20 protein-coding genes are annotated in these 26730 nt (G+C 71.1%); 16 read left to right on the top strand and 4 right to left on the bottom strand.

Annotated features, from left to right (window positions below; all coding sequences use genetic code 11):
* Positions 1-219 precede the first annotated feature (219 nt).
* Together mptB and OHA88_RS08850 are read left to right on the top strand one after the other, a co-directional pair.
* Complete coding sequence (gene mptB / locus OHA88_RS08855) at positions 220-1578, top strand: polyprenol phosphomannose-dependent alpha 1,6 mannosyltransferase MptB (RefSeq protein WP_328624996.1); 1359 nt, start codon at positions 220-222, stop codon at positions 1576-1578.
* Entirely contained in the window at positions 1575-2708 is a 1134-nt protein-coding gene (locus tag OHA88_RS08850; protein WP_443044199.1) for a glycosyltransferase 87 family protein, read from the top strand. Before mptB ends, OHA88_RS08850 begins: the two co-directional genes overlap by 4 nt.
* Positions 2709-2831: 123 nt before the next feature.
* Here OHA88_RS08850 and OHA88_RS08845 read toward each other — a convergent pair whose 3' ends face one another.
* Complete coding sequence (locus OHA88_RS08845) at positions 2832-3773, bottom strand: lysylphosphatidylglycerol synthase transmembrane domain-containing protein (protein ID WP_328624995.1); 942 nt, start codon at positions 3771-3773, stop codon at positions 2832-2834.
* A gap of 359 nt (positions 3774-4132) precedes the next feature.
* Positions 4133-6022, bottom strand: coding sequence for a LamG-like jellyroll fold domain-containing protein (locus tag OHA88_RS08840; protein ID WP_328624994.1), 1890 nt, complete (start codon positions 6020-6022; stop codon positions 4133-4135).
* A gap of 271 nt (positions 6023-6293) precedes the next feature.
* On the opposite strand from OHA88_RS08840, the gene OHA88_RS08835 reads away from it, so the two are divergent.
* The gene (locus OHA88_RS08835) at positions 6294-6722 is read left to right on the top strand and encodes a PPOX class F420-dependent oxidoreductase (RefSeq protein ID WP_267008554.1); all 429 of its coding nucleotides are present in this window, start codon (positions 6294-6296) and stop codon (positions 6720-6722) included.
* 45 nt (positions 6723-6767) lie between these two features.
* On the opposite strand, the gene OHA88_RS08830 is transcribed toward OHA88_RS08835, so the two are convergent.
* Positions 6768-7394, bottom strand: coding sequence for a hypothetical protein (locus tag OHA88_RS08830; protein ID WP_328624993.1), 627 nt, complete (start codon positions 7392-7394; stop codon positions 6768-6770).
* Positions 7395-7646: 252 nt separating this feature from the next.
* Between OHA88_RS08830 and OHA88_RS08825 the strand changes: the two genes are divergently transcribed.
* A complete protein-coding gene (locus OHA88_RS08825) occupies positions 7647-8414 on the top strand; it encodes an NPP1 family protein (protein WP_328624992.1) in 768 nt (255 codons plus the stop codon).
* 133 nt (positions 8415-8547) lie between these two features.
* On the opposite strand, the gene OHA88_RS08820 is transcribed toward OHA88_RS08825, so the two are convergent.
* Positions 8548-12627, bottom strand: coding sequence for a discoidin domain-containing protein (locus OHA88_RS08820; protein WP_328624991.1), 4080 nt, complete (start codon positions 12625-12627; stop codon positions 8548-8550).
* Positions 12628-13050: 423 nt separating this feature from the next.
* On the opposite strand from OHA88_RS08820, the gene OHA88_RS08815 reads away from it, so the two are divergent.
* The 12 genes from OHA88_RS08815 (at position 13051) to OHA88_RS08760 (ending at position 26710) form a co-directional block, all read left to right on the top strand.
* Positions 13051-15162 (top strand): glycoside hydrolase family 27 protein, encoded by a 2112-nt coding sequence (locus tag OHA88_RS08815; protein ID WP_328624990.1) that lies wholly within the window; start codon positions 13051-13053, stop codon positions 15160-15162.
* Positions 15163-15369: 207 nt separating this feature from the next.
* Positions 15370-16662: an ABC transporter substrate-binding protein gene (locus tag OHA88_RS08810; RefSeq protein ID WP_328624989.1), complete on the top strand. Its 1293-nt coding sequence runs from the start codon at positions 15370-15372 to the stop codon at positions 16660-16662.
* A gap of 2 nt (positions 16663-16664) precedes the next feature.
* On the top strand, positions 16665-17561 hold the full coding sequence (locus OHA88_RS08805) for a carbohydrate ABC transporter permease (protein WP_267008560.1): 897 nt from the start codon (positions 16665-16667) through the stop codon (positions 17559-17561).
* Positions 17561-18472, top strand: a complete 912-nt coding sequence (locus OHA88_RS08800) for a carbohydrate ABC transporter permease (RefSeq protein WP_328624988.1) — start codon at positions 17561-17563, stop codon at positions 18470-18472. Before OHA88_RS08805 ends, OHA88_RS08800 begins: the two co-directional genes overlap by 1 nt.
* On the top strand, positions 18469-20580 hold the full coding sequence (locus OHA88_RS08795; protein ID WP_328624987.1) for an alpha-galactosidase: 2112 nt from the start codon (positions 18469-18471) through the stop codon (positions 20578-20580). The genes OHA88_RS08800 and OHA88_RS08795 overlap by 4 nt, the downstream gene beginning before the upstream one ends.
* A 58-nt stretch (positions 20581-20638) precedes the next feature.
* Positions 20639-21397: an SDR family NAD(P)-dependent oxidoreductase gene (locus tag OHA88_RS08790; protein WP_328624986.1), complete on the top strand. Its 759-nt coding sequence runs from the start codon at positions 20639-20641 to the stop codon at positions 21395-21397.
* 57 nt (positions 21398-21454) lie between these two features.
* The gene (locus OHA88_RS08785) at positions 21455-22216 is read left to right on the top strand and encodes a FadR/GntR family transcriptional regulator (protein ID WP_328624985.1); all 762 of its coding nucleotides are present in this window, start codon (positions 21455-21457) and stop codon (positions 22214-22216) included.
* Positions 22213-23358, top strand: a complete 1146-nt coding sequence (gene dgoD / locus OHA88_RS08780; RefSeq protein ID WP_328624984.1) for a galactonate dehydratase — start codon at positions 22213-22215, stop codon at positions 23356-23358. Before OHA88_RS08785 ends, dgoD begins: the two co-directional genes overlap by 4 nt.
* Positions 23352-24149, top strand: a complete 798-nt coding sequence (locus tag OHA88_RS08775; protein ID WP_328624983.1) for a hypothetical protein — start codon at positions 23352-23354, stop codon at positions 24147-24149. Before dgoD ends, OHA88_RS08775 begins: the two co-directional genes overlap by 7 nt.
* 26 nt (positions 24150-24175) lie before the next feature.
* Positions 24176-24811: a bifunctional 4-hydroxy-2-oxoglutarate aldolase/2-dehydro-3-deoxy-phosphogluconate aldolase gene (locus OHA88_RS08770; RefSeq protein ID WP_328624982.1), complete on the top strand. Its 636-nt coding sequence runs from the start codon at positions 24176-24178 to the stop codon at positions 24809-24811.
* The gene (locus tag OHA88_RS08765) at positions 24808-25710 is read left to right on the top strand and encodes an SMP-30/gluconolactonase/LRE family protein (protein WP_328624981.1); all 903 of its coding nucleotides are present in this window, start codon (positions 24808-24810) and stop codon (positions 25708-25710) included. Before OHA88_RS08770 ends, OHA88_RS08765 begins: the two co-directional genes overlap by 4 nt.
* Positions 25711-25720: 10 nt before the next feature.
* Positions 25721-26710 (top strand): sugar kinase, encoded by a 990-nt coding sequence (locus OHA88_RS08760; RefSeq protein ID WP_328624980.1) that lies wholly within the window; start codon positions 25721-25723, stop codon positions 26708-26710.
* Positions 26711-26730 lie beyond the last annotated feature (20 nt).

Raw genomic sequence — 26730 nt, 5'->3', positions numbered from 1 at the left:
GCGGCAGCGTCGTCCGCTCCGGTACGACCCGCCGGCAGCTCGCCGAGGCGGCAGCCCGCCTCGTGCGCCCGGCGCGGCTGAACCTCCGGACGCGGTGGAGCCGCTCGGTGGTGCCATTGCCGGTCGAGGGCCTTGGACACCGTGGTTTTCACCGGCCATCCGGATTCCGTCCGCCTGACGGTCGGCTGCCGGTGGCCCGGGCAGGGCTACCGTGCGCGCATGCTGGTACCGGACGCGATCGCCGACCCGCGCCGCTGCCGGTGGCTCGGGTTCGCGGGCTCGGTCGCGGTCGCGGTGGGCGGGCTGACTGCAGGGGCGTTGCCGGTGCGGGACGCGGTGGGGCCGTACGGCGGGCGACTGGGGCTGGCCGGTGCGTACTTCGGGCTGGTGCTGCTGGTCGCCGCGTGGTGGTGGCTGGGGCGGGCGGTGCGCGGGCCCGAACCACCGGGGGAGCGGTTCCTGTTGGTGACGCTGGGGATCTGGGCGGTGCCGCTGGTGCTGGGTCCGCCGCTGTTCAGCCGGGACGTGTACAGCTATCTGGTGCAGGGCACGATGGCCGCCGCGCACATGGACGTGTACGCGCACGGTGCCGACCGGCTCGGCGGGCCGCTGGCCGCCGAGGTGCCGCCGATCTGGCAGCACACGCCGACGCCGTACGGCCCGGTCTTCCTGGTCGTGGCCAGGGCAGCGGTACCGCTCGGGATCGCCGGCATGCGGCTGGTGGCGCTGTCCGGCGTCGCCCTGATGATCGCCTTCCTGCTCGTACTCGCCGAGCGCTGCGGCACCGACCGGTCGGCCGCGCTCTGGCTGGGCGCGCTCAACCCGTTGCTCCTGCTGCACCTCGTCGCGGGCGCGCACAACGACGCGGTGATGCTGGGGCTGCTCGGTGCGGGCCTGGTCGCGGCGTCCGGACGGTGGCCGGTGTGGGCCGCGGTGCTGGTCACGCTGGCCGCGCTGGTGAAGGTGCCTGCCGTGCTGGGGCTGTTCGCGGTCGCGTCGATCTGGTCGAACAGGCTGCACGGGCGTGCCCGGCTGATCAGGACCGGACTTGCCACCCTCGCCGTCGCGGTGGCGACCACGATGGTCGCCACCGCCGCCACCGGCACCGGCTACGGCTGGATCGGCGCCCTCGGTACCCCCGTCTCCGCCCACAACTGGTCCCTCACCGGTACTCTGGGCCGCCTCACCGGCGCCGTGCCCGCCTGGCGCTTCCTCGGCGTCGCCGCGATCGCCGTTGTCCTGCTCCTGGTCTGGCGCCGTCGCCACGGCCTCGGCCCGGTGTACGCCCTCGGGCTCGGCCTGGCCGCTGTCGCCCTGCTCGGCCCCGCGATCCGCCCCTGGTACGTGCTCTGGGCGCTGTTTCCCATCGCGGCCGCCGCACCGAGCGGCCGGGTGCGCCGCTGGGCGGCCGTCGGCAGCTGTGTGCTCGCCCTCGCTGTTCTCCCGGACGGTTTCGCCCCGGACGTACGGCAGTTGATGCTTGCGGTGGGCGGCGGCGGACTGGCGGCGCTGGCCCTGCTGACCTGGCGGGCAGCGGCCCGGCCGCAGGCCGCCGACGTCCCGGGAACGCTGCCGTGACCCGGCCGCGGCAGCTGTTCCGCACCGTGGTCCCGGTCACCGGCGCCGTGCTCTTCATGGTGACGGTGCCGTACTACCGGGGCTGGTTCGACCTCTACGTCTACTACGGGACCGTCGACGACTGGATCCGGCACGGCGGCCGGATCTACGACTACCTGCTGCCCGGGACCGGATACGGCTTCACCTACCCGCCCTTCGCCGCCGTCTGCATGCTGCCGATGCTCCTGGTCGGACGCACCGGGGCGGTGGTGGGCTGCGTGCTGCTCAGTGTGGCTGCGTCGGTGTTGCTGTTGCGTGGTCCACTGCGCGAACTGCCCTTGGGCCGAGGCGGGCCGGTGGTGACCGGGTGCCTTTTCGTGATGTTGGAGCCGGTGCGGGACACCTTCAGCCTGGGCCAGGTGAATCTGCTGCTGATGGCGCTGGTGTACGCGGACGGCGGGCGCGGCCGTTTCGCGGGCGTCGGCATCGGGCTGGCGGCGGCGTTCAAGCTCACGCCGGGCATCTTCATCGGGTACCTGCTGCTCACCGGCCGCCGCCGGGCCGCTGCCGTCGCCACGGGTACGGCGGTGGCAGCGACCGTGGTCGGTGTGCTGGCGGCGCCGCGCGCGTCATGGGTGTTCTGGACCCGGGCGCTGTGGGACACGCACCGGGTCGGTGCCTTGGACTACGTGTCCAACCAGTCGCTGCAGGGCGCGCTGGCCCGGATGGGCGCGGCCCGCCCGGTGTGGGTGTCGGCCGTGCTCGTGGTGCTCGTCCTCTGGGCGTACCGGGTGCGCCGGGCGGCGGCGGTCGGTGACGACGAGGCCGGCATGGCGCTCACCGGCCTTGCGGCATGCCTGATCAGCCCCGTGACCTGGGTGCACCACCTGGTGTGGGCGGTGCCCGCCATAGCCTTGCTCGCCAGAACCGGCCGTCGCGCCGTTGCCGCAGCCCTGTACGTGGTGCTGTGCAGCAGTGTCGTATGGCTGTGGCGTGATGACCCGTCCGGCGTGGACGGCTTCCTCGGCGGGAGCACGTACGTATGGATCTGCCTGGGGCTGCTGGCGTTGTGGCCGCAAGCGTCCTCCCGGCTTCCGTCGCGTAGCTGTGCTCGGCGCGCGGACGAACCGGCTCCGGAGGCAGCGCCCTGAGCCGGCCGGGTGCCGGCTCGCCCTGCGGCCGTCGTCGTACTCCTCGGCGGCCCATCGATGCGCCGGCGGTGACCGTACGGCCGTTCCGCCTGGTGGGAGACAGAACCGTCGCACGACCGGTTTTCAGACCACCTTCGAGCGCACCAGGGCGCCGAGTACCAGCGCCCCGGGGATCAGCGGCAGCCATACCGTGATGATGCGGTAGCCCAGGACCACGGAACCGGCGGCGGTGACCGAAGCCCCGGCGGCGACGAGAGCGACGACCAGCGCCGCGTCGACGGAGCCGATGCCACCGGGCGTCGGGACGGCAGCGGCCGCGATGCTGGCGGCGAGATACGCGATCGCGACATGGATCACGGGTACCGGTACGCCGACGGCCAGCGCGACCGCGACCAGTCCGGCGGCCTGCAGGACGGGGAAGGCCAATGAACCGCCCCACAGGGCCAGCGCCCGTACGGGCCTGGCATGCAGTGCACGCGCGTCGGTCAGAGCGGTGCCCAGAAAGGTACCGATGACCCTGCGGAGCGGACGTATGGCGACAAGCGCGAGCACTGCCGTGCAGGCCAGCCCGACCGCCGCCCACACGAGCGGGAGGGCAACCGCTCTCGGGACGAGGCCGTCCAGCCGGAGCGCGTCGGGGTAGGCGGTCAGAAGCGTCAGCAGGAGCACGACCCGGCCCGCTGCCTCCGCCAGCAGGTACAACGCGAGTGCGGCCGAGGACCGGGTCAGCGGGATCCCGCAGCCCCTGAGGAAGCGCAGATTGACCGCGCCCGCGCCCAATCCGGCCGGCAGGAGGTGGTTGGCGGCACCTGAGGCGAACTGGGTGGCGAACAGCCGTCCGGCGGGGAGCGGTTCGAGCACCGCGCCCTGGCGCGCGAAGGACACCGCGACCCAGCCCAGCCCGGTGACTGCCAGCGCGGCCAGCAGCCAGTAGCGGTTGGCGGTGAGGAGGCCACGGCCGCCGGAGGCGATGACCGGCCAGTTCAGGACCACCCAGACGCCGATGACAGTGATCGGGACCAGGCAGGCGATCCGGCGCAGGAACGGCATGCGGGGTAGGGCCATCGGTCTCGGTCGTCCCTGCTCGTCGTGCACCCGTCGAGAGCGGGCTCGCCGACAGCGTCCCCGGCGTGCGCGACGTCCCGGCGTCGTGTGGCCGACGCCCGGTGGGCGAGGTGGTGGCCGGAAGGGGAGCCGGCACCGCGCAGGCAGCATCGGCTCCGGTCGTCCCCGGCCTGCCCAGTGCCCACCGGACGGCGCGCGGGGCCGCGGACCATGCTGCTGTGCTCTGTCCGCTGTCGGACGCCCCGGCCGAAGGTGTCCTCGGCCCACCGGCCACGCAACACGGCCCGGGAGCGACAACCGCGTCGCTCCCGGGCCGGGCACCGGACCCGGGCGGCCATCCGGCAGCCCGCTGCAGCCGGTTACGCGAACGGGGCCATGAAGTCCTTCGGCGTCAGCGCCCGGTCCACGATGCGGGTGTCGCCGATCCAGCCGTAGAAGCTCTGGCCGAACTGCTCGGCGAACTGGGTGCCGCCGATGACGAACGGCTTTCCGAGCGTCGCGATGCCGGTGGCCGGCTGGGACGGGTTGCGGGCGATCTTCGACCCGTCGACGTACATCACCGTGCGGTGACCGTTGTTGACGACCGCGATGTGGGTCCAGCGGCCCACGGGCAGCGCGTGGCTCCATGAGGTCGGGTCGGCGTCCTGGACGTGCGGGTAGAGCACGAACTGCAGGAAGCGCTCAGGCGTGACATTGAGGCTGCAGGTGGGCTCCTCCGTCGACCAGCCGGTGGTTTTTCCGGCGTCTCCGTTGCGGCCCTCCCAGCTGAGGATGCCCATCCAGGCGTGGTCGCCCTCGAACGGTTCCGGCAGCTTGATGAAGGTCTCGATGGTGAAGCCCGAGGTGAACGTCAAGCTGTTCAGCGGCGCCTGGGCGGCCGTGGTGAGGATCGCGCCCCGGTCCGGCCCCTTGCCGCCGTCGAAGCGGAGGCTGGCGTGGGCCGGCTGCTCGGTGTGGTGGTCGCCCGACCAGGTGAGGGCCTTCGAGGCGCTGTCGTGGAGCAGTTGGACCCGGAGGTCGTTTCCGTGCCCGGACAGGTCGCGTGCCACTGTGCCCGCGGCCACCGCGGAACCAGCAGTGCCGGCACCCGCGAGACCGGAGGAGTCGAACCGCCAGTAGGCGACGGTGCCCCGCGGCATCACCCGGGAGGCCGGACGCGGCGCCGGGGGAACCACCGGGGCGAATCCCCGGAACCGCTCCGCGAAGTCGATGTCCAGCGAGAACCGGTCCACCGGACCGGTCAGTTCGATGGTCTCCGCCTCCAGCGGCGTGCGCTTCTCCGGGTCGCGGGCGAGGAACCACGGGGAGAACGTCTCGACGTCGACGACGTTGCGGACCAGGTCGAAGGAGTAGAGCCGGACCATCCCCGCACCGCCGTAGTAGCGGTCCTGGTAGTTGGTGATGTGGACATGTACGTCATGGCCGGCGTCGTTGGTGAGCACGGTGCGCCCCGGAGGCCAGTAGTGGCCGCCGAGTGCCATGAAGATCTGGTCGTTGCCGCGGATGATGCGGTCCCAGAGCCGCTGTCCGTTGTCGGACAGGTGCGCCTGGCCGTTGTCCTCGGCCCAGGCGATGTCATGGGTCGTGAGGACGGCCGGCAGGGTCGGGTGGGCGTCGAGGACGCCCTGCGCCCAGGCCAGCCCCTTCTCGGAGGCTCGCCAGTCGAGGGCGAGTACCAGCCACTCGCGCCCGGCCGCCTGCAGCACGTGGTAGCTGTTGTAGCCGTCGGGCGATGCGCCGCCGAAGGTCGGCATGGAGGTGAAGCGCTGCGGCCCGAACGCCCGGAGATAGGGGGTGTCACCGCGTTGGTCGTCGGTGCCCGAGTTGATGTCGTGGTTGCCGGCGAGGACGCTGTAGGGCACCTTGCCGTGGATGGTCCGGAAGGTGTCCGCCGCGAGACCGATCTCCTCCTCGCTGCCGTGCTCGGTGACGTCGCCCAGGTGCGTCATAAAGGCGATGTTCGCCTCCTGGCGCTGGGCCACCAGGTAGTGGAACGTCTCCTTCAGCGGCTCCGGGTCCGCGCTGTCCGCGTCGAAGAGGTACTGGGTGTCCGGCAGGACCGCCAGTGCGAAGCGCGGGCTCTCCGTGTCGAAACGGTGGCTGCCGGAGCCGGCTGTCGATGACTGCGCCGTGGCGGCCTGCGCGGACTGCGTGCCCAGTACCGTGCCGGCCGCTCCGACCGCCGGTACGGCCAGCGCCGCCTGCAGCAGGCTGCGGCGACCCGGTCCGGGATGACTGGTTCTGCTCATGCGATCTCCCTGAACTACCCCGTGTGACAGCAGGGATGATGCTGATCGCCGATAGCCGGACGGTGACGGTGGTCCAAACCACAAGGGCAGGATGGTGGACGCCTTCGGGTGGCCATGCGCACGGTGCCGGTGAATTTGCGCGTCGTCGCGATGGCCGGTGATCTCCGGAGCGTGTATCGAAAGTGGATCAGTGGCTGAGCCGCATGGAGGGAAAGGGGCACTCCGCGCGTCAGTTCCCATCAGCCGGCTTTCCATCAGGCAGCATGCGGCCATGGCACAGAAGATGAGCGACGCCGAGTGGCGCGCATTCGTCATGTCCGGCACCCGGACCGGCAAGCTCTCCACCGTCCGCGCGGACGGCAGCCCGCACATCGCCCCCGTCTGGTTCCTGCTCGACGGCGATGAGCTGGTGTTCAACACCGGTCAGGACACGGTCAAGGGTCGCAACCTCGCCCGGGACGGCCGGGTTGCGCTGTGCGTGGACGATGAGCGACCGCCGTTCGGGTACGCGGTACTGCAAGGTCGCGCGGAGCTCAGCGACGCCCTCCCGCAGCTCCGGGAGTGGGCCACCCGGATCGCGGCCCGTTATGTGGGTGCCGACCGAGCCGAGGAGTACGGCGCCCGCAACGGCGTCCCCGGCCAGCTGCTCGTCCGGGTACGCATCGACAAGGTGCTCGCAGTGTCGGGCATCAGCGAGTGAAGTGCCGCTCTCCGGGCGGGCGTCAATGAAAGCGGCGTGTCGTGGTCAGTGGACCCGCGGTCCGGCGTCCGTGGCGCGCACCGGTTCGGCCGGGCCGCCCGGGGTCCTGCCCTTGAAGACGACCTCGCAGGAGTACTTGGTCTTCACGTTCAGCGGTACCAGTACGGCCTTGGGGATGTCGTTGCAGCGCGCGTGGTCGATGCTGTCGCGGTAGTTGCCGTACAGCAGGCGTGCGACGCCGTCGCTGGTGAGGATGCCCTTGTCCGGGACCGCGTCGAATTCCACGACGTTGTCCGACCAGCCGGCCTTCTTGCTGATGGTCACATCCCACACCACCTTCAGACCCTCGTAGGTGGTTGTGCAGCTCGCCCGCGTACCGCTCTTCGATTCCAGGCCCTTGGGGCACTCGGCGGTGGTCCTGCCTGTGGCCTGGGCCATTTTGAGGGTTTTGAGGCGCAGTTCGTACGCCAGATTCTCGTCGAACGGGGCGTCGTCGGCCGGGGAGGGCTGCGGCTCCGTCTCCGGCTCCGTGTTCGGCTTGGTCAGCTTCTGCGGCAGCACGGTAGGGGCCGGCGCCGACTTTGCATCCTTGTCCGAGCCGGAACTTCCATCCGTGCATCCCGTGGCCAGCAAGCCCGCCACACCGACAGCCACAATGATCTTCATCCGCATGGCCGTCACCCTATCGATCACACAGACGTGACGCCGACGCCGTGCTGGTGGTCGGCGAGACAGCCCCTGCCTGTCCGGGCACCGTGCCGGCCAGGCGCCTCTTGACCGGCTCACTCGCTGTGTATTGGCCGGCCTTTCATCGCTACGTCACCTGGCGGCGTTCGGCCCGCTCACCGCGCGATTCAACCTGGTTGTGATGGGCATGCCAATCACAGTCGCGTGCCCCCGCCACGCGTCGACCAGGAGGACGCAGTGAAAAACAGAGCACGGACCCGCAAGGTCTCGCTCGTCGTCGGCAGCGCCATCGCGCTGGTCATCGCTGTACCCGGCAGCGCTCTCGCCGCCCCGCCCACCGCCCTGCCCGCGAACGCGGACGGACTGGAGCAGACGTTCCAACCCGCGTACGACTACGACACGGACGGCTGCTACCCCACTCCCGCCATCGGCCCCGACGGGTCCATAGCCCCCGGCCTCAACACCACCGGGGCCGTCAACGGTCAGTGCCGTGACTCCTGGGACCTCGACAACACCAACGGATACGCCCGCTACAAGTGCAACAACGGCTGGTGCGCCATCATGTACGGGCTCTATTTCGAGAAGGACCAGGCCGTGGCCGGCAGCGGGCTCGGCGGGCACAGGCACGACTGGGAGCACGTCGTGGTGTGGGTGCAGAACAACGAGGTCCGCTACGTATCCACCTCCGCCCACGGCAACTTCAACGTCTACGGCCGTGACCAGATCCAGTGGGACGGGACGCATCCCAAGATCGTCTACCACAAGGACGGCGTGAGCACGCACTGTTTCCGCCCTGCGAGTACAGGTGACGAGCCGCCGGAGAATCACTACCACGCGTGGCAGTTCCCTCGCCTGGTCGGCTGGAACGGCTACCCCGCGGGCCTGCGGGACAGGCTGAGCCAGGCCGACTTCGGTAGCGCCGTCTTCGGCCTCAAGGACGGCAATTTCAACTACCACCTCGAAAAGGCCAAGCCGGCCAACATCTCATTCGACCCCAACGCCTGACGGATGGGCGGGGATGGGGGCGGGTGCGGCACGGGCAGCCGCAGCCCCGCCTCCTGACCTGCCGGCCGGACTGATGCCCTGCGCCGCCGTCGACCGGGGCCGGCCGCGCAAGTGGCCGGCCCCGCAGCGGACGCTACGCGCGTGTCACCGTTCGCGCGCTGTTGTATCCCTCGGTCAGCAGCGCGGGCCGCCCCGACCGCAGCGCCTCCGCGGGCCAGGAGAGGGTCACCGTGCGCGACTCCCCGGGCAGCAGCCACACGTAGTTGTCGCTGTAGAGCGTCGGCAGCACGCGCCCGCCGTCGTCGGCGTCCAGCAATGCCAGCCGCACCATCGACGCGACTGCCGAGCCCCGGTTGCGTATGGTCGCGGGCATCGTGCGGCGCGTCCCCGACCGGGAGACGTGGCCGAGGTCGGCGGTGACCTTGACTGTCCTGGCCTTGTTGAGCGCCTTCATGTCGGCCGTCTCGCGGTAGCGCCAGTACGTGTTCTCCGAAAGGGTTCTGCCACGGCTGTCCTCCAGGGTCAGCCGCAGTAGGTGCAGGCCGGGCAGATCCTTCCCGAAGTCGGCCGTGAACGTCGGTGTCGTGCCCGACGAGGCGACATCCACCTTCGTACGGTGGGTGGACCCGAGCCGGCGCCCGTTCAGGTCGAATAGCCGGGCGGTGACGGTCACATCCTTCAGGCCGCGCGCGGTGTGGTTGACCGCGACGACCTCCCACTTCTGCGGGTCCGCCTGCACATGGACGGCCTCGCAGGCCTTGCGCGCCCCGTAGTAGGTGCCGTTGACATCGAAGTCGTAGTCGTAGGTCTGCCATACGGTGCTGTGCCAGGCCGGGTGGGACATCCAGAGCATCAGGCCGCTGGCGTCCTTCCACAGATTGGCGTTCCAGGCCTCGAACATCGCCCGGGTGTTCTCGTAGTTGACGAACTGTGCCTTTCGGGCGAAGTCGTCCAGGCCGTCGGCCGTGTCGAGCCGGGCCTCGATTGCGGCACGGTAGTTCTGCGGAGCCTGGTTCCCCCTGGTGCTCCAGTCGTGGTAGTACCACGCGTCACCGATCGGCCACTCGGGCTCGTCGCCGACGAGGCTGCGCATGCTCTCAGCAGTGGACACCACGGGCATGCCGATCTCGGTGTGGAAACCGAAGTGGCCGCCGCCGTAGGTGGACCGGGAGAAGTAGCGTTCCGGCTCCACCCAGCCGTAGGGGCCGCCGCCGGAGATGATGCCGCCGGCCGAGTTGTTCTGGTAGAAGACACCGGGTGCCTCCGACCGGACGGCCTCGCGCATACCGGTGTCGATCGCCGCGGGCGGGTTGCCCTCGTTGGCACCGCACCAGACGACGACGCTGGGGTGGATGCGGTAGCGCCGTACGGTGTCCCGTGCCAGGCTGTTGAAGGCGTCGTGGTCCGGTGGGTCCATGGCCCACGCGTTCGGGAAGTCGTTCCACACGAGCATGCCGTACGCGTCACAACTTGCGAAGAATTCCTCCCTGTTGCTGCTGCCGAGCCAGTTGCGGATCATGGTGAAGTTCATGTCCCGGTGCATCCGCACCGCCGTGTCCATCCGCTCGGCCGGCATCCGGCGCAGCAGTTCGTCCCAGCCCCAGTTGCCGCCCCGGCAGAAGACCCGCACGCCATTGACGCTGATCTTCAGCGGTTCCGGGGTGTTGTCGACGGACTTCACGTCCGTCCAGGTGTCCCCGTCGTCGGAGATCTGGACGACATACGTCTTGGGGTAGGCCGACTCCCACACGACGACGACGCGGTCGAAGGAGACGGACTCACCGAGGTCCACCCGGATCCACTGGTTGTCCTCGTACTCCGAGGACCAGCGAGTGCCGGGCTTGCCGTCGGTGGCGTTCTGCGCCGTGTTCGAGCCGTCTTCCGTCGAGGCGGTGGCGGTTTTGTGCAGGGCCAGGTCGGTGCCGGGCGTCCCGCTGTCGATCACCGACAGGCTCCACAGCGAGGTTCCCCAACTCGTCGCCCGCTCACCGCAATCGAGCCGCACATACCGTGCAGTGCGGTGGCCGATCTCCACACTCTGCAGGCTTGCGTTGGCGTTCTGGAACGGCAGCGGCACCGCCGAGTTGTCGACGGACTTCGCATCTGTCCAGGTGTCGCCGTCGGCGGAGACCTGCACCACGTACGTCTTGGCGTACGCCTGCTCCCAGACGAGCTCCACCCGGTCGAAGGACACCGACTCGCCGAGGTCCACCTGGACCCACTGGTCGTCCTCGAACGACGACGACCATCGCGTCTTCGCATCCCCGTCCGTGACGTTGGCGGCTTCGTGGCCCGGCTCGTCCACGGTCGAGGCCGTGGCGGTCCGGTGCAGGGCCAGGTCGGTACCGGGCGCCGCGCTGTCGATCACCGAGAGGCCCCACAGCGACGAACCCCAGTCCGTGGTGCGTGTCAGGCACCTGATCCGCACGTACTGCGCTTTTCTGGGGCCCAGCTCCACCGACTGCGTGTACGCGTTGGTCCCACCGTCGAAGGGCAGCGGCACCGCGTACTCGTAACCGAACTGGCGGATGCCGAATCGTGTGGTGCGCCGGTCACTCTCCGCGCCGTCGACCGATGCGACGAGCGTGAGGTCGTGCAGGGCGGGCTCGCCGTAGCCGTTGGGCCACCACAGCTCGGGATTGTGCACCCGCAGCTGTGCGTGGTCGGTGGGCGCGAAGATCACGTCGGTGCTCTCACCACCCGGCACGGTGACGGTCCGCGAGACCCGTACGTCGTCGAAGGACGCGGTGACCGTCACGCGCCGCTCGGCGGAATCGGCGTTGCGCACCGGCACCACGATCGTCACTTCGGCAGTGCCGGTGTCGGGCAGGTGGGGGAGCGTGGTGTCGACACGCGGGTCGCCAATGACCGCGTGCCCCGTCGAGCGCAGCCGCACGTGGTTCCAGATGCCGGAGACGCGGTCGCGTACGGCCGGCATCCAGTCCCAGCCGGAGGCGGCCAGGTACGTGGGCGAGTTGCGGTTCATCATGGTGGCGCCGGCGTCGACGAACGCCAGGCCCGCCTCGCTCTTGTCCCCGGGGCTGCCGGGGAAGGGCATCGGTGTGATCCGTACGGCCAGCGCCTGCTCGCCGCCGGACGCCAGCAGGCGCGTCACGTCGTGGGCGGAGCGGGCGAAGGGGTACGTCAGCCCTCCCACCTGCTGCCCGTTGAGCCAGATGTCGGCCTTGTGGTTGACACCGTCGAACTCCAGCCAGACATGGCGCCCCGAGCCCGTGCGCAGGCCGCGCGGCAGACGGAAGCCGCGCCGGTACCACCACGCGTGGCGCGACAGGGCCTCCGGGATGTGGAGGTTGTTCATCCCCGAGACCGGGTCGGGCAGGTGGCCCTGGTCCACCAGGGAGCCGAGAACCGTACCCGGCACCGTCGCGGGCAGCCAGCGGCTGGTGTCCACCGAGGGCAGGGACAGTTCGGCGCCCTCGGCGCCGGCCCAGTCGTCCATCGTCAGGGTCCAGCCCGACTCCAGCGGGACCGTACCGTCGTCGGCGACCTTCAGCGCCGGTGCCTCGTGGTTGTGCGTGCCCCAGTCGGTCCACCCCGTGGCGGCGGGCCTGTGGCCCTTGGCCGTGCCGTACACCTCGAAGCCGTTGAGACCCAGCGGGTTGGAGTTCGACCGCTTCGTCACGGTCATCCGCACCCAGCGTGCTGTGGAGGGACTGTCCAGCTCGATCTCCATCACCCCGCCGGCGCCGGAGGTGGTCCGGTACACCGTGGTCCACGCATGGCGGTCCCGGGACGTCTCGATGGTGAACTCCACCGCGCAGCTGGACAGGATCTCCTGACCGGTCGTGCTGTCACGCGGATTGCCGCTGGTGGACGGCGTGAAGACGGGGTCGTCCTTGGTGGCTTCGAACGTCAGCCGCAGCGAGTCGACCTCGCACTCGGACTGGAGGTCGATGGAGATCCACTGCGGGTCGCCGGCGGCGGCGCGCCACCCGCTGCCCTTCACGCCGGTGGAGTTGAGCCTGTCCACCACGAACTCGGCCGGTGTGGGGGCGTAGTCGACCGACGAAACCTCGACCGGGCGGTACGCGGCGAGTTCGCCTCGGGAGCGGGTTGCGCTGCCGGTGGAGATTGCGGACCCGGCCGCATGGCTCGTCCCGGGGAGTGCGACCCCGAGCCCGAGGCTTGCGAGCAGTGTGGAGCCGGTCGCGACAACTGCTCTGCGGGTAGGGCGAGATGACTGGTCAGGCATGAGTGACGTGATCCGTTTCAGGTGAATCCCTCAAGAGCAGGCGGCCTGTACGAGCCCGCCTGACAACGTTGCCATAGGCTGTAATCCGGTGAAGGTTCTGTCAAGAGTCGGCGCGATGTCCGGCTCGTGGATCCCGGGAGGCCTGCCGGTCGAGACGGCTGTCCGGGACATGTTGACGAGCGTGTCCAGGTCTTGGCGGGTGCGCGCCGAGTACGGGTTGTCAGGTAGGCCCACGGCGCGTGGCCGGTGGACAGAACGCTCTCCGAGAATCCGTTTTTAAGTTAATTAGCAATTAATGTTGACAGGTTTCGGGGGCCCGACCACAGTTTCCGCCGTGGCACCGCCGCCCGCCGCAATCGGCGGGCGGGGTTACCTCGTGGACCCAACTCTCTGGAGATTTGAGTGACTTCGCATCGTGCAGGGATGGCGCGAGTGCGGCGTACCGCGGTCGTGCTCGGCGCCGTGGTGCTGGTCGGGACGGCAGTTCCCGCGGCGCACGCCGCGGACGACCAGGGCGCGCCGCAGTACTACGACAGCGGCCTCGCCCCCACGCCGTACATGGGATGGAACACGTACTACGGGCTCGGCGCTCCGACGGAGGACCAGGTCAGAAAGGTCGCCGACCATCTGGTCGGCAGCGGGCTGCGCGACAGCGGCTACAACATCGTCTGGCTGGACGGCGGCTGGCAGGCCGACGAGCCGCGCGACGCGGCGACCGGGCGGCTCGTGGCCAACCCCACCCGTTTCCCCTCGGGAGTTCCGGCGCTGGTGACCTACCTTCACCAGAGGGGCCTGAAGGCCGGTATCTACACCGACGCCGGCACCTACGACGGCGGCAAGAGCTGTGGGCTGGGCAGCCGCGGTCACTACGAGCAGGACGCCCGCCAGTTCGCGGGGTGGAAGGTCGACGCGATCAAGGTGGACTTCCTGTGCGGGATCGGCGAAAAGCTCGATCCCGGCCCGGCGTTCAAGGAGTTCAGTGACGCCGTCGCCAAGTCCGGCCGGCGGATGCTGCTCAACCTGTGCAACCCGCTCACCGACGACTGGGGTCTGCCGCACACCCCCGAGCAGGACGCGCACAACGCCTTCGTCTACGGGCCGACGACCGCCGATTCCTGGCGCACCGGCACCGACATCGCCTGGGGCATCCCGACGGCGGGGGAGTGGCCCAACATCCTGCGCAACATGGATGCCAACGCCTGGCACCCCGAGGCCCAGGGGCCGGGCCACTACAACGACCCCGACTACCTCATCCCCATGCGCAAGCTCGCCGAGGGCGGATACGAGCTGTCGGAGGAGGAGTCCACCACGCAGTTCGTGATGTGGGCCGAGATGGCCTCGCCGCTGGTGCTGGGCAGCGACCCGCGCACCCTGCCGCAGTCCATGATCGACACCCTGCGCAACCCCGAGATCATCGCCGTGGACCAGGATCCGCTCGGCATTCAGGGCGTGCGCATGGCGACCGACTCGGTCGGCGACGTGTACAGCAAGGTGCTGAAGGGCGCGGGCAAGCGCGCGGTCGTCGTGCTCAACCGCTCCGACCAGGCGCAGGATCGTACCGTGCGGTTCTCCGACGCCGGGCTGAGCGGCCCGGTCGCGGTGCGCGACCTGCGGGCCCGTACGGCGCGGGGCACGCACACCGGCTCGTACACGGTGCGGGTCCCGGCGCACGGCACCGCCTTCCTCAAGCTGACGGGCACGGACGATGCCCCCGGGGCACTGCTGCCCGGACGGTCCTCGGCGAGCCCGGCACTGGTGCGCGACGGTGATCGGCTGACGGCGTTCACCCGCGGTACGGACGGTGCCCTGCGCGCGCAGACCGCGCCCGGTGGCGACTGGTCGAGGGCCGCGACCACCGATCTGGGCGGGCCGACGCACGGCCGCATCCTCGGCCAGCCGGCCGCCTATGCCTCGTCCGGCGGCCGGATCGACGTCTTCGTCCGAGGTACGGACGACACCGCCTATCGGCGGGTGTACGCCGACGGACGTTGGGGGCGCTGGCAGAGCCTGGGCGGGACGCTGACGGACGCGCCGACGGCGGCCTTCGCCGCCCCGGACGACTGGACGCTCTTCGCGCGCGGCGCGGACGGCAGCGTGTGGTCGCGCGGCCCCGCTTCCGGCTGGACGTCGCTGGGGGCGCCGCAGGACCGGCCGTTCTCCGGGCGGCCGTCGGCCGTCATCGACGACGCCGGGCGGCTCCATGTGGCCGTACGCACCGCTGACGACGCGGTGTGGTGGCGGACCAGGGACACCTCCGGGACCTGGTCGTCGTGGACCGCGCTGGGCGGCACGACCAGCGGCAGTCCGACACTGGTCGCCTCCGGCGGCACGGTGCACCTGTACGCGCGGGCCGGTGACTACACGCTCTGGCAACGCAGTTGGACCGCGGCGGACGGCTGGGCCGGCTGGACCCCGCACAACGGCTTCGTGAGCGGTGTCTTCGACGGCGCGCTCGGTGCCGTCGCCGGGCCGGACGGCGGCGTACTGGCCGCATTCCGCGGGGTGGACGGCCGCGTCCACCAGAGCGAGCTCTGAGCACCGCTTCCCCTGCTTCACCCTGCTCCACCTGGTGTGGGTGTGCCTCCGGGCCGTACAAGGCCCAGGGGCACACCCTCTGAAAAATAAATTAGTAATTAATCTTGACGGTGCTCCGACCTCTGCGACAGGCTATGTCTGCCGCACCCAGAGCCGGGCCGTCAGGGGGCCTCAACTCCGTTCCGTGGGCACATAGGGAGTGCACAAATGACCGCCTTCAACGCCACCCGCCGCAGATTCCTCGTAGGATCAGGCGCCGTCGGCGCCGGCGCGCTGCTCAGCAGCTGCGTCACCCAGAGCCCGTCCGCCACCGGAGGAAAGTCCGGCGGCCCGGTGACCCTGCAGTCCAACCTCTCCTCCCCGCAGGCCAAGACGGCCATGAAGGCGATCGTCGCCGCATTCGACAAGCGCGGGGACGCGAAGGCACAGCTCAACACCGTCGCCTCGGAGACCTTCCGCACGCAGCTGCCGACCTACCTCACCTCGGCCACCCCGCCGGACGTCTACACCTGGTATCCGGGGTCGGTCGCCGAGTCCTACGCGAAGAAGGACCTCCTCCTCGACATCAGCGACATCTGGGAGAAGCCGGAGCTCGCCGGATACTCCGACGCGCTGAAGAAGCTGTGCACCTCCGCCTCCAGCGGCAAGAAGGTCTTCGTGCCCACCAGCTACTACTGGTGGGGCATGTTCTACCGGAAGTCCAACTTCGCCAAGTGGGGCGTGCAGGAGCCCAAGAGCTGGGACGAGTTCCTCGACCTGTGCGACAAGCTCAAGAGCAAGGGCGTCGCCCCGATCGGCCTCGGCGCCGGCGGTGACACCCCGTGGGTGGCCTCCGCATGGTTCGACTACCTCAACATCCGCGTCAACGGCGCGACGTACCACCGCGAACTCCTGGCGGGCAAGCACCGCTTCGACGACCCCGAGGTCCGCAAGGTCTTCGACCGCTGGGACGAGGCGCGCCCCTTCTTCGACCCCAACGGCACGGCGATCCCCTTCCAGGACGCCACCACCGCGCTGCTCCAGGGCCGTACGGGCATGATGCTGATCGGTACCTTCTTCGCCGACGCCGCGCCCAAGGACGCCCTCGGCGACCTGGACTTCTTCCAGTTCCCCATCATCGACCCGAAGATCCCGGTGGCCGAGGAGGCCCCCACCGACGGCTACTTCGCCAGCGCGCGCACCAAGCGCACCGACGGCACCAAGGAATTGATGCGCTACCTGGCCACCGCCGAGGCGCAGGAGCTCTACCTCAAGAGCTCCTCGGGCACCACGCTGCCGACCCACCCCGACGCCAAGGACAGCGGCACACCCCTGGTCCTCAAGGGCCGCAAGCTCATCGAGAGCGCCGCCGACCTCACCCAGTTCTTCAACCGCGACTCCAGCGACGCCCTCCAGCCGACCGCCGACACGGCACTGGTCCACTACCTGGCCAAGCCCAAGCAGGTCGGCTCCATCCTCACCACCTGGCAGCGCAGCGCCCAGAAGATCTGGAGTCAGTGAACATGGCGCTGATCGGCTCCGCACGAAGGTCCAGGGCCACGCGGGTGCCCCCGGTGGTCCTGGCCTTCGTCCTCCTGCCGCTGCTCGCCGAGGCCTTCTGGGTCTTCTGGCCCGCTATGCAGGGCTTCTACCTCTCGCTCACCTCGTGGGACGGCCTTTCGGCGCCGACCTTCGTCGGACTCGGCAACTTCAGCGAGATGGTGCACGATTCGGTCTTCCGCACGGCCGCCTTGAACACGGTGCTGTGGCTGGTTCTCTTCGGCGGGCTGTCCGCCGCCCTCGGACTCGGTGCCGCGCTGCTGCTCCAGCAGGAGCGGCGCGGCGTCGGGTTCTACCGGGCGGCGCTGTTCCTGCCGGTGGTCTTCTCACTGGTCGCCACCGCGCTGGTGTGGCAGGCCATGTACCAGCCGGACGGTCTGATCAACAATGTGCTGTCGGCCATCGGCCTCGGGAGCTGGCGGCACGCCTGGCTCGCCGACCAGGACACCGCCTTCTACGCGGTGATCGTGCCCGCACTGTGGCGCCAGGTCGGTTACGTCATGGTGCTCTACCTCGCCGGCCTCAAGGGCATCGACCCCGCACTGTACGAGGCGGCCAAGGTCGACGGCGCGAACCGCCTCCAGCAGTTCCGGCACATCACGCTGCCGCAGCTCAAGAGCGTCAACGCGGTCGTCCTGTCGGTCATCGTCATCGACTCGCTGCGCTCGTTCGACGTCGTGTGGGCGCTCACCCGTGGCGGCCCGTACCACTCCTCCGAACTGCTGAGCACCTATATGTACTCCACCGCGTTCCAGTCCCTGCGGCTGGGCTACGGCTCCGCGCTCGCCGTCGTCATCTTCCTGCTGGCCTTCGGTGTCATCGCCAGCTACCTCGTGCGCGCCTTCCGGGAGGCCGACTGATGACCGCGACCCACGTTCCCGCACCCGTCAAGGACCACCCGGGGCCGTCCTCCGTGCCGGCTCCGGCGGCAGGCCGGCCCGTCGTCCGCGGCCGCGCCTGGCGTACCACCGGCTTCCACGTCTCCGCAGGCCTGCTGTCCGCTCTGTGGCTGCTGCCGATCGTCCTCGTCCTGGTCACCAGCACCCGCACCTTCGACGACATCGCCGCGCACGGGGTGGGCAGTTGGCCGCACTCCTTCACCTTCGGCGGCTTCCGTCAGGCGTGGGTGGACGGAGGCCAGCAGCAGGCCCTCATCAACAGCATGCTGGTCTCCGTCCCCACCGTGCTCCTCTCGCTGGGCCTCGCCTCCACGGCGGCGTTCGCACTCAGCCGCTATGACCTGCCGCTGCGCCGCGTCCTGCTGCTCCTGATGCTCGGCGGCAACCTGCTGCCCCCGCAGATCCTGCTGATCCCCGTCTCCAAACTCAGCGAGGTGCTCGGCATCTACGACCAGCTGTACGCGCTGATCGGGGTGCAGGTCGGCTTCGGCGTCGGCTTCTACGTCTTCGTCCTGCACGGCTTCATGCGATCGATCCCCGGAGAGATCCAGCAGGCCGCCGTCATCGACGGCGCGAGCCCCTGGCAGATCTACTGGCGGATCATCCTGCCGCTGGCCCGCCCGGCGCTCGCCGCGCTGAGCGCCCTGTCGTTCACCTGGATCTTCAACGACCTGCTGTGGGCCATCACCGTGCTCCGCACGGACACCCAGATGCCCATCACCGCGTCCCTCATCGGGCTGCAGGGCCAGTACGTGTCGATGTGGAACGTCATCGCCGCCGGATCGGTGATCGCCGCCGCCCCGACCGTGGCCGTCTTCCTCCGCTTCCAGCGCCACTTCGTGGCCGGACTCAACCTGGGGGCCGTCAAGTGACCGGGCTCGAGCAGTGGCTGCTGCGTACCGACACGACCACCTATGCCGTCACCCTCGGCGGCGACGGCCGCTGGGCCGAACTCGCCGCGTGGGGGCCGCACGGTGCGGAACATGGTCCGTCGCCGATGGACTGGTCGCGGCGGACCCACTTCATCACCCCCGCCGACGCGGCGCCCGCCGAGTACATCCCGTACGGGCTGCGGCCGTTCACCGGCGCGGACCTGATCGCCCGGCAAGCGGGCGGCGACCGCGGCAGCTGGTGGCGGTTCACCGGCGCCACTACGGACGGGGACCGCGCGCTGCGCCTGGAGTTCGCCGACGAGGTCCTCGGTCTGCGTACGACGCTGTGCTACGAGACCGTCCCGGGCACCGACGTCATCCTGCGCTGGACGGAGCTGACCTGCACCGGCGAGCGGGAGGTGCGCCTTGAGCGCTTCGACTCCGCCGCCGTCAACGTGCCCGTCCAAGGCGGTGCCAGGCTGACCTACCTGGCGGGCCAGTGGTCGCAGGAGTTCCAGCTGAAGCACCTGGAACTGGAACGCGGCCGCTTCGAGATGGAGAGCACCCAGGGCTCGGCGGGTCACGCGTACGCCCCCTGGCTCGCGGTCCAGGACGCGGCCGCCCCGGCCGAGGGCACCACCCCCACCTACGGCATCGCCCTGGAGTGGTCCGGGAACTGGCGGATCAGCACCGACGCCGAGCCCGGCGGTTCGGTCCGGGTCCGTGCCGGCCGGGTGCCGCACGAGGGCGCCGTCCGCCTCGCTCCTGGCGCCACCCTCACCACGCCCCGGCTGGCCTGCGCCTTCAGCGCGGACGGTCTCGACGGGCTGGCCCGTGTGTGGCACCGCTACGAGCGGCGGCTGACCGGTGACCGTATGAACCGGCCCCGCCAGGTGCTCTACAACTCCTGGGAGGCGACCGGCTTCGACGTCGACGCCGCAGGGCAGCTGGAACTCGCCAAGGCTGCCGCGGACCTCGGCGCCGAGCTGTTCGTCGTCGATGACGGCTGGTTCACCGGACGCCACGACGACACCGGCGGCCTGGGCGACTGGGAGCCGGACCCGGCCGAGTTCCCCGGCGGTTTCGACCGGTTCGTCGACGAGGTCCGCGCACTCGGCATGGACTTCGGGCTGTGGGTCGAACCCGAGGGCATCAGCCCCCGATCCAAGCTGTACGCCGAGCACCCCGAGTGGGTCTACCGTCTCGACGGCCGCCCCGCCACGCTCGTACGCAATCAACTCCTGCTCGACCTCGGCCGCACGGACGTGCAGGACTTCGTCATCGCCACCCTCGACCGGCTCCTCGGCGACCACGCCATCAGCTACCTGAAGTGGGACATGAACCGGCCACCCACCGAGCGTGGCCGCCCCGACAGTCCTTCGGGCGACGACCCGGAGCACCTGGATCTGGACGCCGCCCATGTGGCCGGCTACCTGCGGGTCCTGGACCACCTGCGGGCCGCCCACCCCCACGTCACCGTGGAGGGCTGCGCGGGCGGCGGCGCACGCGTCGAGCACGCCACCCTCGCCCGCACCGACGTCGTGTGGCCCAGCGACAACACCGCACCGCTGGACCGGCTGCGTATCCAGTACGGCTACCTCCATGCCCACGCCCCGCACACCATGAGCTCCTGGGTCACCGACGCCGCCGGTGTCTTCGACCCCCGGCCCCGCTCGCTCGCCTTCCGGTTCGTCAACTCCATCGCCGGCGTGCTGGGCATCGGTGCCGACATCCGCGAGTGGACGACGGAGCAGTGTGCCGAGGCGACCGGGTGGATCGATCGCTACAAGGAGGTCCGCGACGTCGTGCACCACGGCGAGGTGCACCTGCTGGGCAGCCCGGCCGACCCCACCTGCGGCATCCAGTACGAGGAACCCGGCGGCGGACGCCTGGTGGTGACGGCCTGGAGCACCGGGACCCTGGACGGCGCACCCCTGGTGCCCGGCAGGGCCGCCCGGCTGCGGCTGCGCGGCCTGTCGCCCGACGCGGTCTACACGGACCAGGACTCCGGCACCCGCTACAGCGGCGCCCATCTGCTCCACTCGGGACTGCCGTTCGCCTGGACCGCCGGGCACGACGCGGAACTGGTCGTCCTGGCCCGGCAGTGACGACAGCGACAGAATCTGCACTCTCACCACCACCCTCGGACAGGAGACGAACCGCCCCATGAACCCAGCGGCCCGCTTCACCAACCGTGTTGCCGTAGTCACCGGCGCCGCCTCGGGCATCGGGGCGGCCACCGCGGCGCGCCTCGCCGCCGAGGGTGCGGCCGTCGTCCTCGCCGACATCGACGCCGAACGCGGCGAGGACACGACGGCGCGGCTCCGCAAGGACGGCGCGAAGGCCGTCTTCGTCGCCACCGATGTCGCGCAGGAGGAGGACTGGCAGCGGGTGATGGACGCCGCCCACACCTTCGGACCCGTCAACGTGCTGGTCAGCAACGCCTTTACGGTGCAGGTGCTGCCCGCCCACGAGATGACGCTCGCCTCCTGGGAACGGCAGCTGTCCGTCAACCTCACCGGGGCCTTCCTCGGCTTCAGGGCGGCGCTGCCCGATCTGCGCGACCACCGGGGGGCCGTGGTGCTCACCTCCTCCGTGCACGCCCACCGCGGCATCCCCGGCCACCCGGCGTACGCGGCGAGCAAAGGCGCACTGCTCTCGTTGTGCGGACAGCTCGCGGTCGAGTACGGCCCGCAGGTACGGGTCAACGCCGTGCTGCCGGGGCCCATCCTCACCGCCGCGTGGGACAGGGTGCCGCAGCACGAGCGTGAGTTGAGCGTCGAGGAGACCGCGGCCCGCCGCTTCGGCACCCCCGAGGAGGTCGCCGCAGCCGTGGCCTTCCTCGCCGCCGACGAAGCCTCGTACATCACCGGATCGAGCCTGCTCGTGGACGGCGGCTGGAGCGTCGTCAAAGCGTCCGCCTGACGGGCCCGGCCGGCCCGCCACCCCAGCCCCCGACCGACCAGCAAGAAAGGCAAACACATGACGCCATACGCGCGCCGCGGAGTGCACGGCCAGACCGTGGAGACCCTCGCCCGCCGGGTGCTCAGCGGCGAGATCCCCGAGGGAGCGACGCTCGACATGGCGGCCCTGCAGAGCGAGCTGGACGTCAGCCTGACGGCCCTGCGCGAATCGCTGAAGGTCCTCGCGGCCAAGGGCATGGTGGACGCCCGCCAGAAGCGCGGCACCTTCGTGCGGCCGCGCGCCAACTGGAATCTGCTCGACGCCGATGTCCTGCGGTGGCAGTTCTCCGAGAGCAACGGAACCGGCGCCGACCTCGCGCTGCTGCGCAACCTCGGCGAGGTTCGCGGCATCATCGAACCGGCCGCCGTCCGGCTGGCCGCGACCCGCCGTACCGACGCCGACCTCGAAGCGCTGGAGGCGGCGCTGGCCGCCATGGGCGAGGAGGGCAGCGCGAGTCACGCCGTCGAGTCCGACCTCGCCTTCCACCGGGCGCTGCTGGCGGCCACCCACAACGAACTGCTGGAACGCATGGAGATGGTCATCGAGTCGGGCCTCGCCCAGCGCGACCAGATCGTGCACAGCGCGCCGCACAGCGAGGACCCCGTGCCCAGCCACCGGGCCGTTCTCGATGCCGTACGGGACCGGGATCCGGACGCCGCCGAGCGCGCCATGCGCGCCCTGCTCGACCAGGCGATGCGCGACCTGGACAAGGTCAGCGGCCCGCACGGGGCCGAGAGCGCGGACGGCTCCGCCGAAGCGAAGGACGGCCAGGCAAAGTGAAGATCGCGCGTGTCGAGACCTTCCTCATCCCGCCCCGCTGGCTGTTCTGCCGGATCGAGACCGACGAGGGTGTGGTCGGCTGGGGCGAACCGGTGGTCGAGGGCCGGGCCGAGGTGGTGCGAGCCGCCGTCGAGGTCCTGGCCGAACACCTCGTCGGCCAGGATCCGCTGCGCATCCAGGACCACTGGCAGGTGCTGAGCAAGGGCGGTTTCTACCGGGGAGGGCCCGTGCTCTCGAGCGCCGTGGCCGGCCTCGACCAGGCCCTGTGGGACATCGCCGGCCGCACCCTGGGCGTGCCGGTGCACACCCTGCTCGGCGGGCCTGTCCGCGACACGGTCCGGGTGTACGCCTGGGTGGGCGGCGACGAACCCGCTCGGCTCAAGGACGAGATCACCGCCCAGGTCGAGGCAGGCTTCACCGCCGTCAAGATGAACGCCGCCGGGCGCACTCCGCCGCTCACCAGCCCCGCCGAGACGGCCGCCGTCGTCGAGCGGGTGGCGGCGGCCCGCGAGGCACTCGGTCCGCACCGGGACGTCGCCGTCGACTTCCACGGCCGGTTCAGCGCCGCCAACGCACGCCGTGTCCTGCACGAGATAGAGCCGCTGCACCCGCTGTTCGTCGAGGAACCCGTGCTGCCCGATCAGGCGCACCTGCTCGCGGGGCTGGTCGCCGCGTCGTCCGTCCCGCTCGCCACCGGTGAAAGGCTCTACGGACGCGCCGAATTCCTCCCGGCACTGACCGCGGGCATCGCCGTGGCCCAGCCGGACCTGTCGCACGCCGGCGGGATATCCGAGGTCACCCGGATCGCCTCGCTCGCCGAGACCTTCGGGGCCCACCTGGCACCGCACTGCCCGCTCGGGCCCATCGCGCTGGCCGCCAGCCTCCAGGTCGCCTTCGCCACGCCCAACTTCCTGATCCAGGAGCAGAGCCGCGGCATCCACTACAACAAGGACGCCGACCTGCTGTCGTACGTGGTCGACACCGAGCCCTTCCGCTTCGTCGACGGCCAGGCGCACCGCACCGAACTGCCCGGCCTCGGCATCACCGTCGACGAGGACGCCGTCCGCGCGGCCGACCGCTCGGGCCACAACTGGCGCAACCCCGTGTGGCGACACGCCGACGGCTCCTTCGCCGAATGGTGAGCGGCATCCGGCTCCCGGTGTCCGTCGCCACCGACCCCGGGCACGGCGGACGCTGGACCTCGCTGACGGCCGGCGGCCGCGAATGGCTCTGGCACCGCGACGAGCCGCGCCGCGCCCGCGTCGTGCCCGGAGACGTGTTCGCCGACGCCGGAGGGCTGGAGGAGTGCCTGCCCACGGTGCGCGGGCTCCCCGACCACGGGGACGCCTGGTCGCGGCCGTGGCGGCGGGACGGGCACCGCGACGTCGTGGAGTGCCCCGAGTTCCGACTGACCCGCCGTCTCGGTTCGGACGCGGGGGCGGCGATCGCCGACTACACGCTCACCGCCGAACCGGGCTACCGCTTCGTCTGGGCCGCGCACGCCCTGCTGGACCTGTCCCGGGCCGCCCGGATCGGCGTCGAGGGCCCCGCCGTGACCCGGCTGTATCCGGACGAGGGCGCGCGCTGGGTCACCGGCACCTGGCCGCGCGTCAACGGCATCCCGTTGGACCGGCTCGGACCGGACGACGGGACCGCCGTCGGCGCAGTCGTCCTCGCCCCGCACGTATCCGTACACGACGGCCAGGACACACTCCACCTGTCCGTCGAGGCCCCCGGCCAACCGGTTTCCATCGCCCTGTGGCGCAACCTCGGTGGCTTTCCCCAAGGCGCGCCGTACCGCTCGGTCGGCGTGGAGCCCCTGCTCGGCCGCGTCTTCGACCGCACGGCGGCGCACGACGGCGACACGGCCGTCGTGCCCGCGTCCGGCGAGGTCACCTGGCGGCTCACGATCACCGCGAACCGCCGCTCCTGAACCCCAGCAACAGAAAGGGATGCCCGATGGACCTGCTCACCGCGCTGCGCGCGCACCGGCTGCTAGCCATCGTCCGCGGCAGCGACCCGGATGCCGCACTCAAGACCGTCCTCACTCTCGCGGAGGAGGGCGTCACACTCGTCGAGGTGTCCCTCAGCGGGCGGGACGCCCTCGACGTCATCTCCCGGGCCCGCGCCGCGCTCGGCCCGGACGCCACCCTCGGCGCGGGCACCGTCCTCACCGCCGACGACGCGCGGGCCGCCCACCGGGCCGGAGCCGCGTTCCTGGTCACCCCGGCGGTCAGCGACGGCATCGCCACCGGCAGGGAGCTCGGGCTCCCCGTGCTCGCGGGCGTCATGACACCGACCGACGTCCTCCAGGCGCTGCGCCTCGGGGCCGACGCCCTCAAGCTCTTCCCCGCCGGAAGCGCCGGAGGCCCCGGATATCTGCGGGATCTGCGCGGCCCCTTCCCCGACCTGCCCTTCGTGCCCGTCGGGGGAGTGGACGCCCGGGCCGCCGCCGACTATCTGCGGAGCGGGGCCACGGCCGTCGGCGTCGGCTCGCCCCTGATCGCGGACGCGGCCGGCGGAGGCAGCCTGGCCGGCCTTCGCGAGCGCGCACGGGAGTTTTTGGACGTCGTCCGTCCGGAGCCCCGCCCGTGACCACGCCCACGGTCCACGGGATCGACCGACTCGAACTCGGCGAGGGCATCCGGTGGACGGACGGCCGCGCGGTCCTGACCGACATCCTCTCCGGGCGGTTGCTGTCCGCCCCCGACGACCCCGCCGCACCGTTCGGACTGATCGCGCAACTGCCCTTTCCACTGGGTGCGGTGGCCCCTGTCGAAGGACGCCCCGGCCACTGGATCGCGGCGGCGGGTACCGGCATCTGCCGTATCGACGACGCCGGACGCGTCGACTGGATCGCACGCCCCGAGGACGATGCCCCGGTGCCGATGCGGATGAACGACGGCGTCGCCGACCCGCACGGCCGCTTCTGGGCCGGCAGCATGGCCTACGAGGCGACCGAGGACGCGGGCTCGCTCTACCGCGTGGACCGCGACGGCCGAGTCACCCGCGTGCTGCGGGACATCACGGTCCCGAACGGCCCGGCCTTCACCGCCGACGGCACCGTCATGTACCTCGCCGACAGCGCCCGCGGCATCATCCGGCGTTACCCCGTCGACCCCGCCACCGGCGACCTGGGCGAGCCCCGTCCCTTCGTCACCCTCGGTTCCGGCAGCCCGGACGGCATGACGGCCGACGTCGACGGCGGGCTGTGGACCGCCGTCTGGGGCACCGGACAGGTCCACCGCTACCACCCCGACGGCGCCCTCGACCGGATCGTGGAACTGGCCGCCGCCCAGCCTGCCGGACTCTGCCTCGGCGGCCCCGACGGCCGCACCCTTCTTGTCACCAGTGCCCGTATCGGCCTGCCCGATCCGGGTCCGCTCGACGGCGCCGTCTTCGCTTCGCGCGTGGCCATACCCGGGGCGCCCGCCGCGCCGTACCGCCCGGCGGGCACCGCAGACACCACCGCGGTCTTCGCCGACACCCGCTAGGAGACCCACCATGAGCACCCCCCGGCCGCTGCGCCCCGGCCCCGTGGTCTGCGTCGGCGAGACCATGGCCGCCCTCGCCCCCGAACCCCTCGGCCCGCTCGATGCCGCGGACCTTCTCCGGGTCGACATCGCGGGCGCCGAGTCGAACGTCGCTCTGTACCTCGCCGACCACGGCATCCCCGCCCGATGGGTGTCCGCGCTCGGCGACGATCCCTTCGGCCGGCGTGTCCGTGAGCGGGTCGCCGCGGGCGGCGTCGACATCAGTGGCGTCCGGACCGACCCGGACCGGCCCACCGGACTGCTCCTGAAGGACCCCGGCGGGAACGGCACCCGCGTCCACTACCACCGCCGCGGATCCGCCGCCTCGGCCCTCACCCCCGAACTCCTCGACGACCCCGCCGTGGCGGACGCCGCACTCCTCCACCTCAGCGGAATCACCCCCGCCCTGTCCTCCGGCTGCCACGCGCTCGTCGAGCGGGCACTGCGCCCCGACCGCTCCTACAGCGTCAGCTTCGACGTCAACCACCGCCCCGCCCTCTGGACCGGCCGGTCCGCCGCCGACATCCTGCGGCCCCTCGCGGACCGGGCCGACATCGTGCTCGTCGGCCTCGACGAGGCCCAGGACCTGTGGGGAGAGGCGCTCACCGACGCCCGCGCGGTCCGTGACCTCCTTCCCGGCCCCCGCATCCTCGTCGTCAAGGACGGGGCCCGCGCGGCCACGGCCTTCGTCGGCCCGGACGCCCACAGTGTGCCCGCCCTGACCGTCCGCGTGGTCGAGCCGGTCGGCGCCGGCGACGCCTTCGCCGCCGGATTCCTCAGCGGCCTGCTGCGGCAGCTGCCCGTGGAGCGCTCCCTGCGCCTGGGCCATCTGACTGCGGCCTCGGCCCTCCGGGTCGTCGCCGATCACGGCCCCCTGCCGGACCCCGCCGTCATCGCCGCGCTGCTCGACGCCGACGAGGAGACGTGGCGCGCCGCCACCATCGACTCTCCGCTGCGCTGAGAAGCAGATCGCGGATCCCG

The sequence above is a fragment of the Streptomyces sp. NBC_00353 genome, assembly GCF_036108815.1.
Taxonomy (GTDB): domain Bacteria; phylum Actinomycetota; class Actinomycetes; order Streptomycetales; family Streptomycetaceae; genus Streptomyces.
The sequence above is the reverse complement of the archived record's forward strand: the minus strand, read 5'-3'. Positions and strand labels throughout refer to the sequence as shown.

Coding starts and splice junctions, on each gene's coding strand:
- mptB (WP_328624996.1), top strand. CDS start 220: ATGCTGGTACCGGACGCGATCGCCGACCCGCGCCGCTGCCGGTGGCTC.
- OHA88_RS08845 (WP_328624995.1), bottom strand. CDS start 3,773: ATGGCCCTACCCCGCATGCCGTTCCTGCGCCGGATCGCCTGCCTGGTC.
- OHA88_RS08840 (WP_328624994.1), bottom strand. CDS start 6,022: ATGAGCAGAACCAGTCATCCCGGACCGGGTCGCCGCAGCCTGCTGCAG.
- OHA88_RS08835 (WP_267008554.1), top strand. CDS start 6,294: ATGGCACAGAAGATGAGCGACGCCGAGTGGCGCGCATTCGTCATGTCC.
- OHA88_RS08830 (WP_328624993.1), bottom strand. CDS start 7,394: ATGCGGATGAAGATCATTGTGGCTGTCGGTGTGGCGGGCTTGCTGGCC.
- OHA88_RS08820 (WP_328624991.1), bottom strand. CDS start 12,627: ATGCCTGACCAGTCATCTCGCCCTACCCGCAGAGCAGTTGTCGCGACC.
- OHA88_RS08815 (WP_328624990.1), top strand. CDS start 13,051: ATGGCGCGAGTGCGGCGTACCGCGGTCGTGCTCGGCGCCGTGGTGCTG.
- OHA88_RS08810 (WP_328624989.1), top strand. CDS start 15,370: ATGACCGCCTTCAACGCCACCCGCCGCAGATTCCTCGTAGGATCAGGC.
- OHA88_RS08805 (WP_267008560.1), top strand. CDS start 16,665: ATGGCGCTGATCGGCTCCGCACGAAGGTCCAGGGCCACGCGGGTGCCC.
- OHA88_RS08800 (WP_328624988.1), top strand. CDS start 17,561: ATGACCGCGACCCACGTTCCCGCACCCGTCAAGGACCACCCGGGGCCG.
- OHA88_RS08790 (WP_328624986.1), top strand. CDS start 20,639: ATGAACCCAGCGGCCCGCTTCACCAACCGTGTTGCCGTAGTCACCGGC.
- OHA88_RS08785 (WP_328624985.1), top strand. CDS start 21,455: ATGACGCCATACGCGCGCCGCGGAGTGCACGGCCAGACCGTGGAGACC.
- OHA88_RS08775 (WP_328624983.1), top strand. CDS start 23,352: ATGGTGAGCGGCATCCGGCTCCCGGTGTCCGTCGCCACCGACCCCGGG.
- OHA88_RS08770 (WP_328624982.1), top strand. CDS start 24,176: ATGGACCTGCTCACCGCGCTGCGCGCGCACCGGCTGCTAGCCATCGTC.
- OHA88_RS08760 (WP_328624980.1), top strand. CDS start 25,721: ATGAGCACCCCCCGGCCGCTGCGCCCCGGCCCCGTGGTCTGCGTCGGC.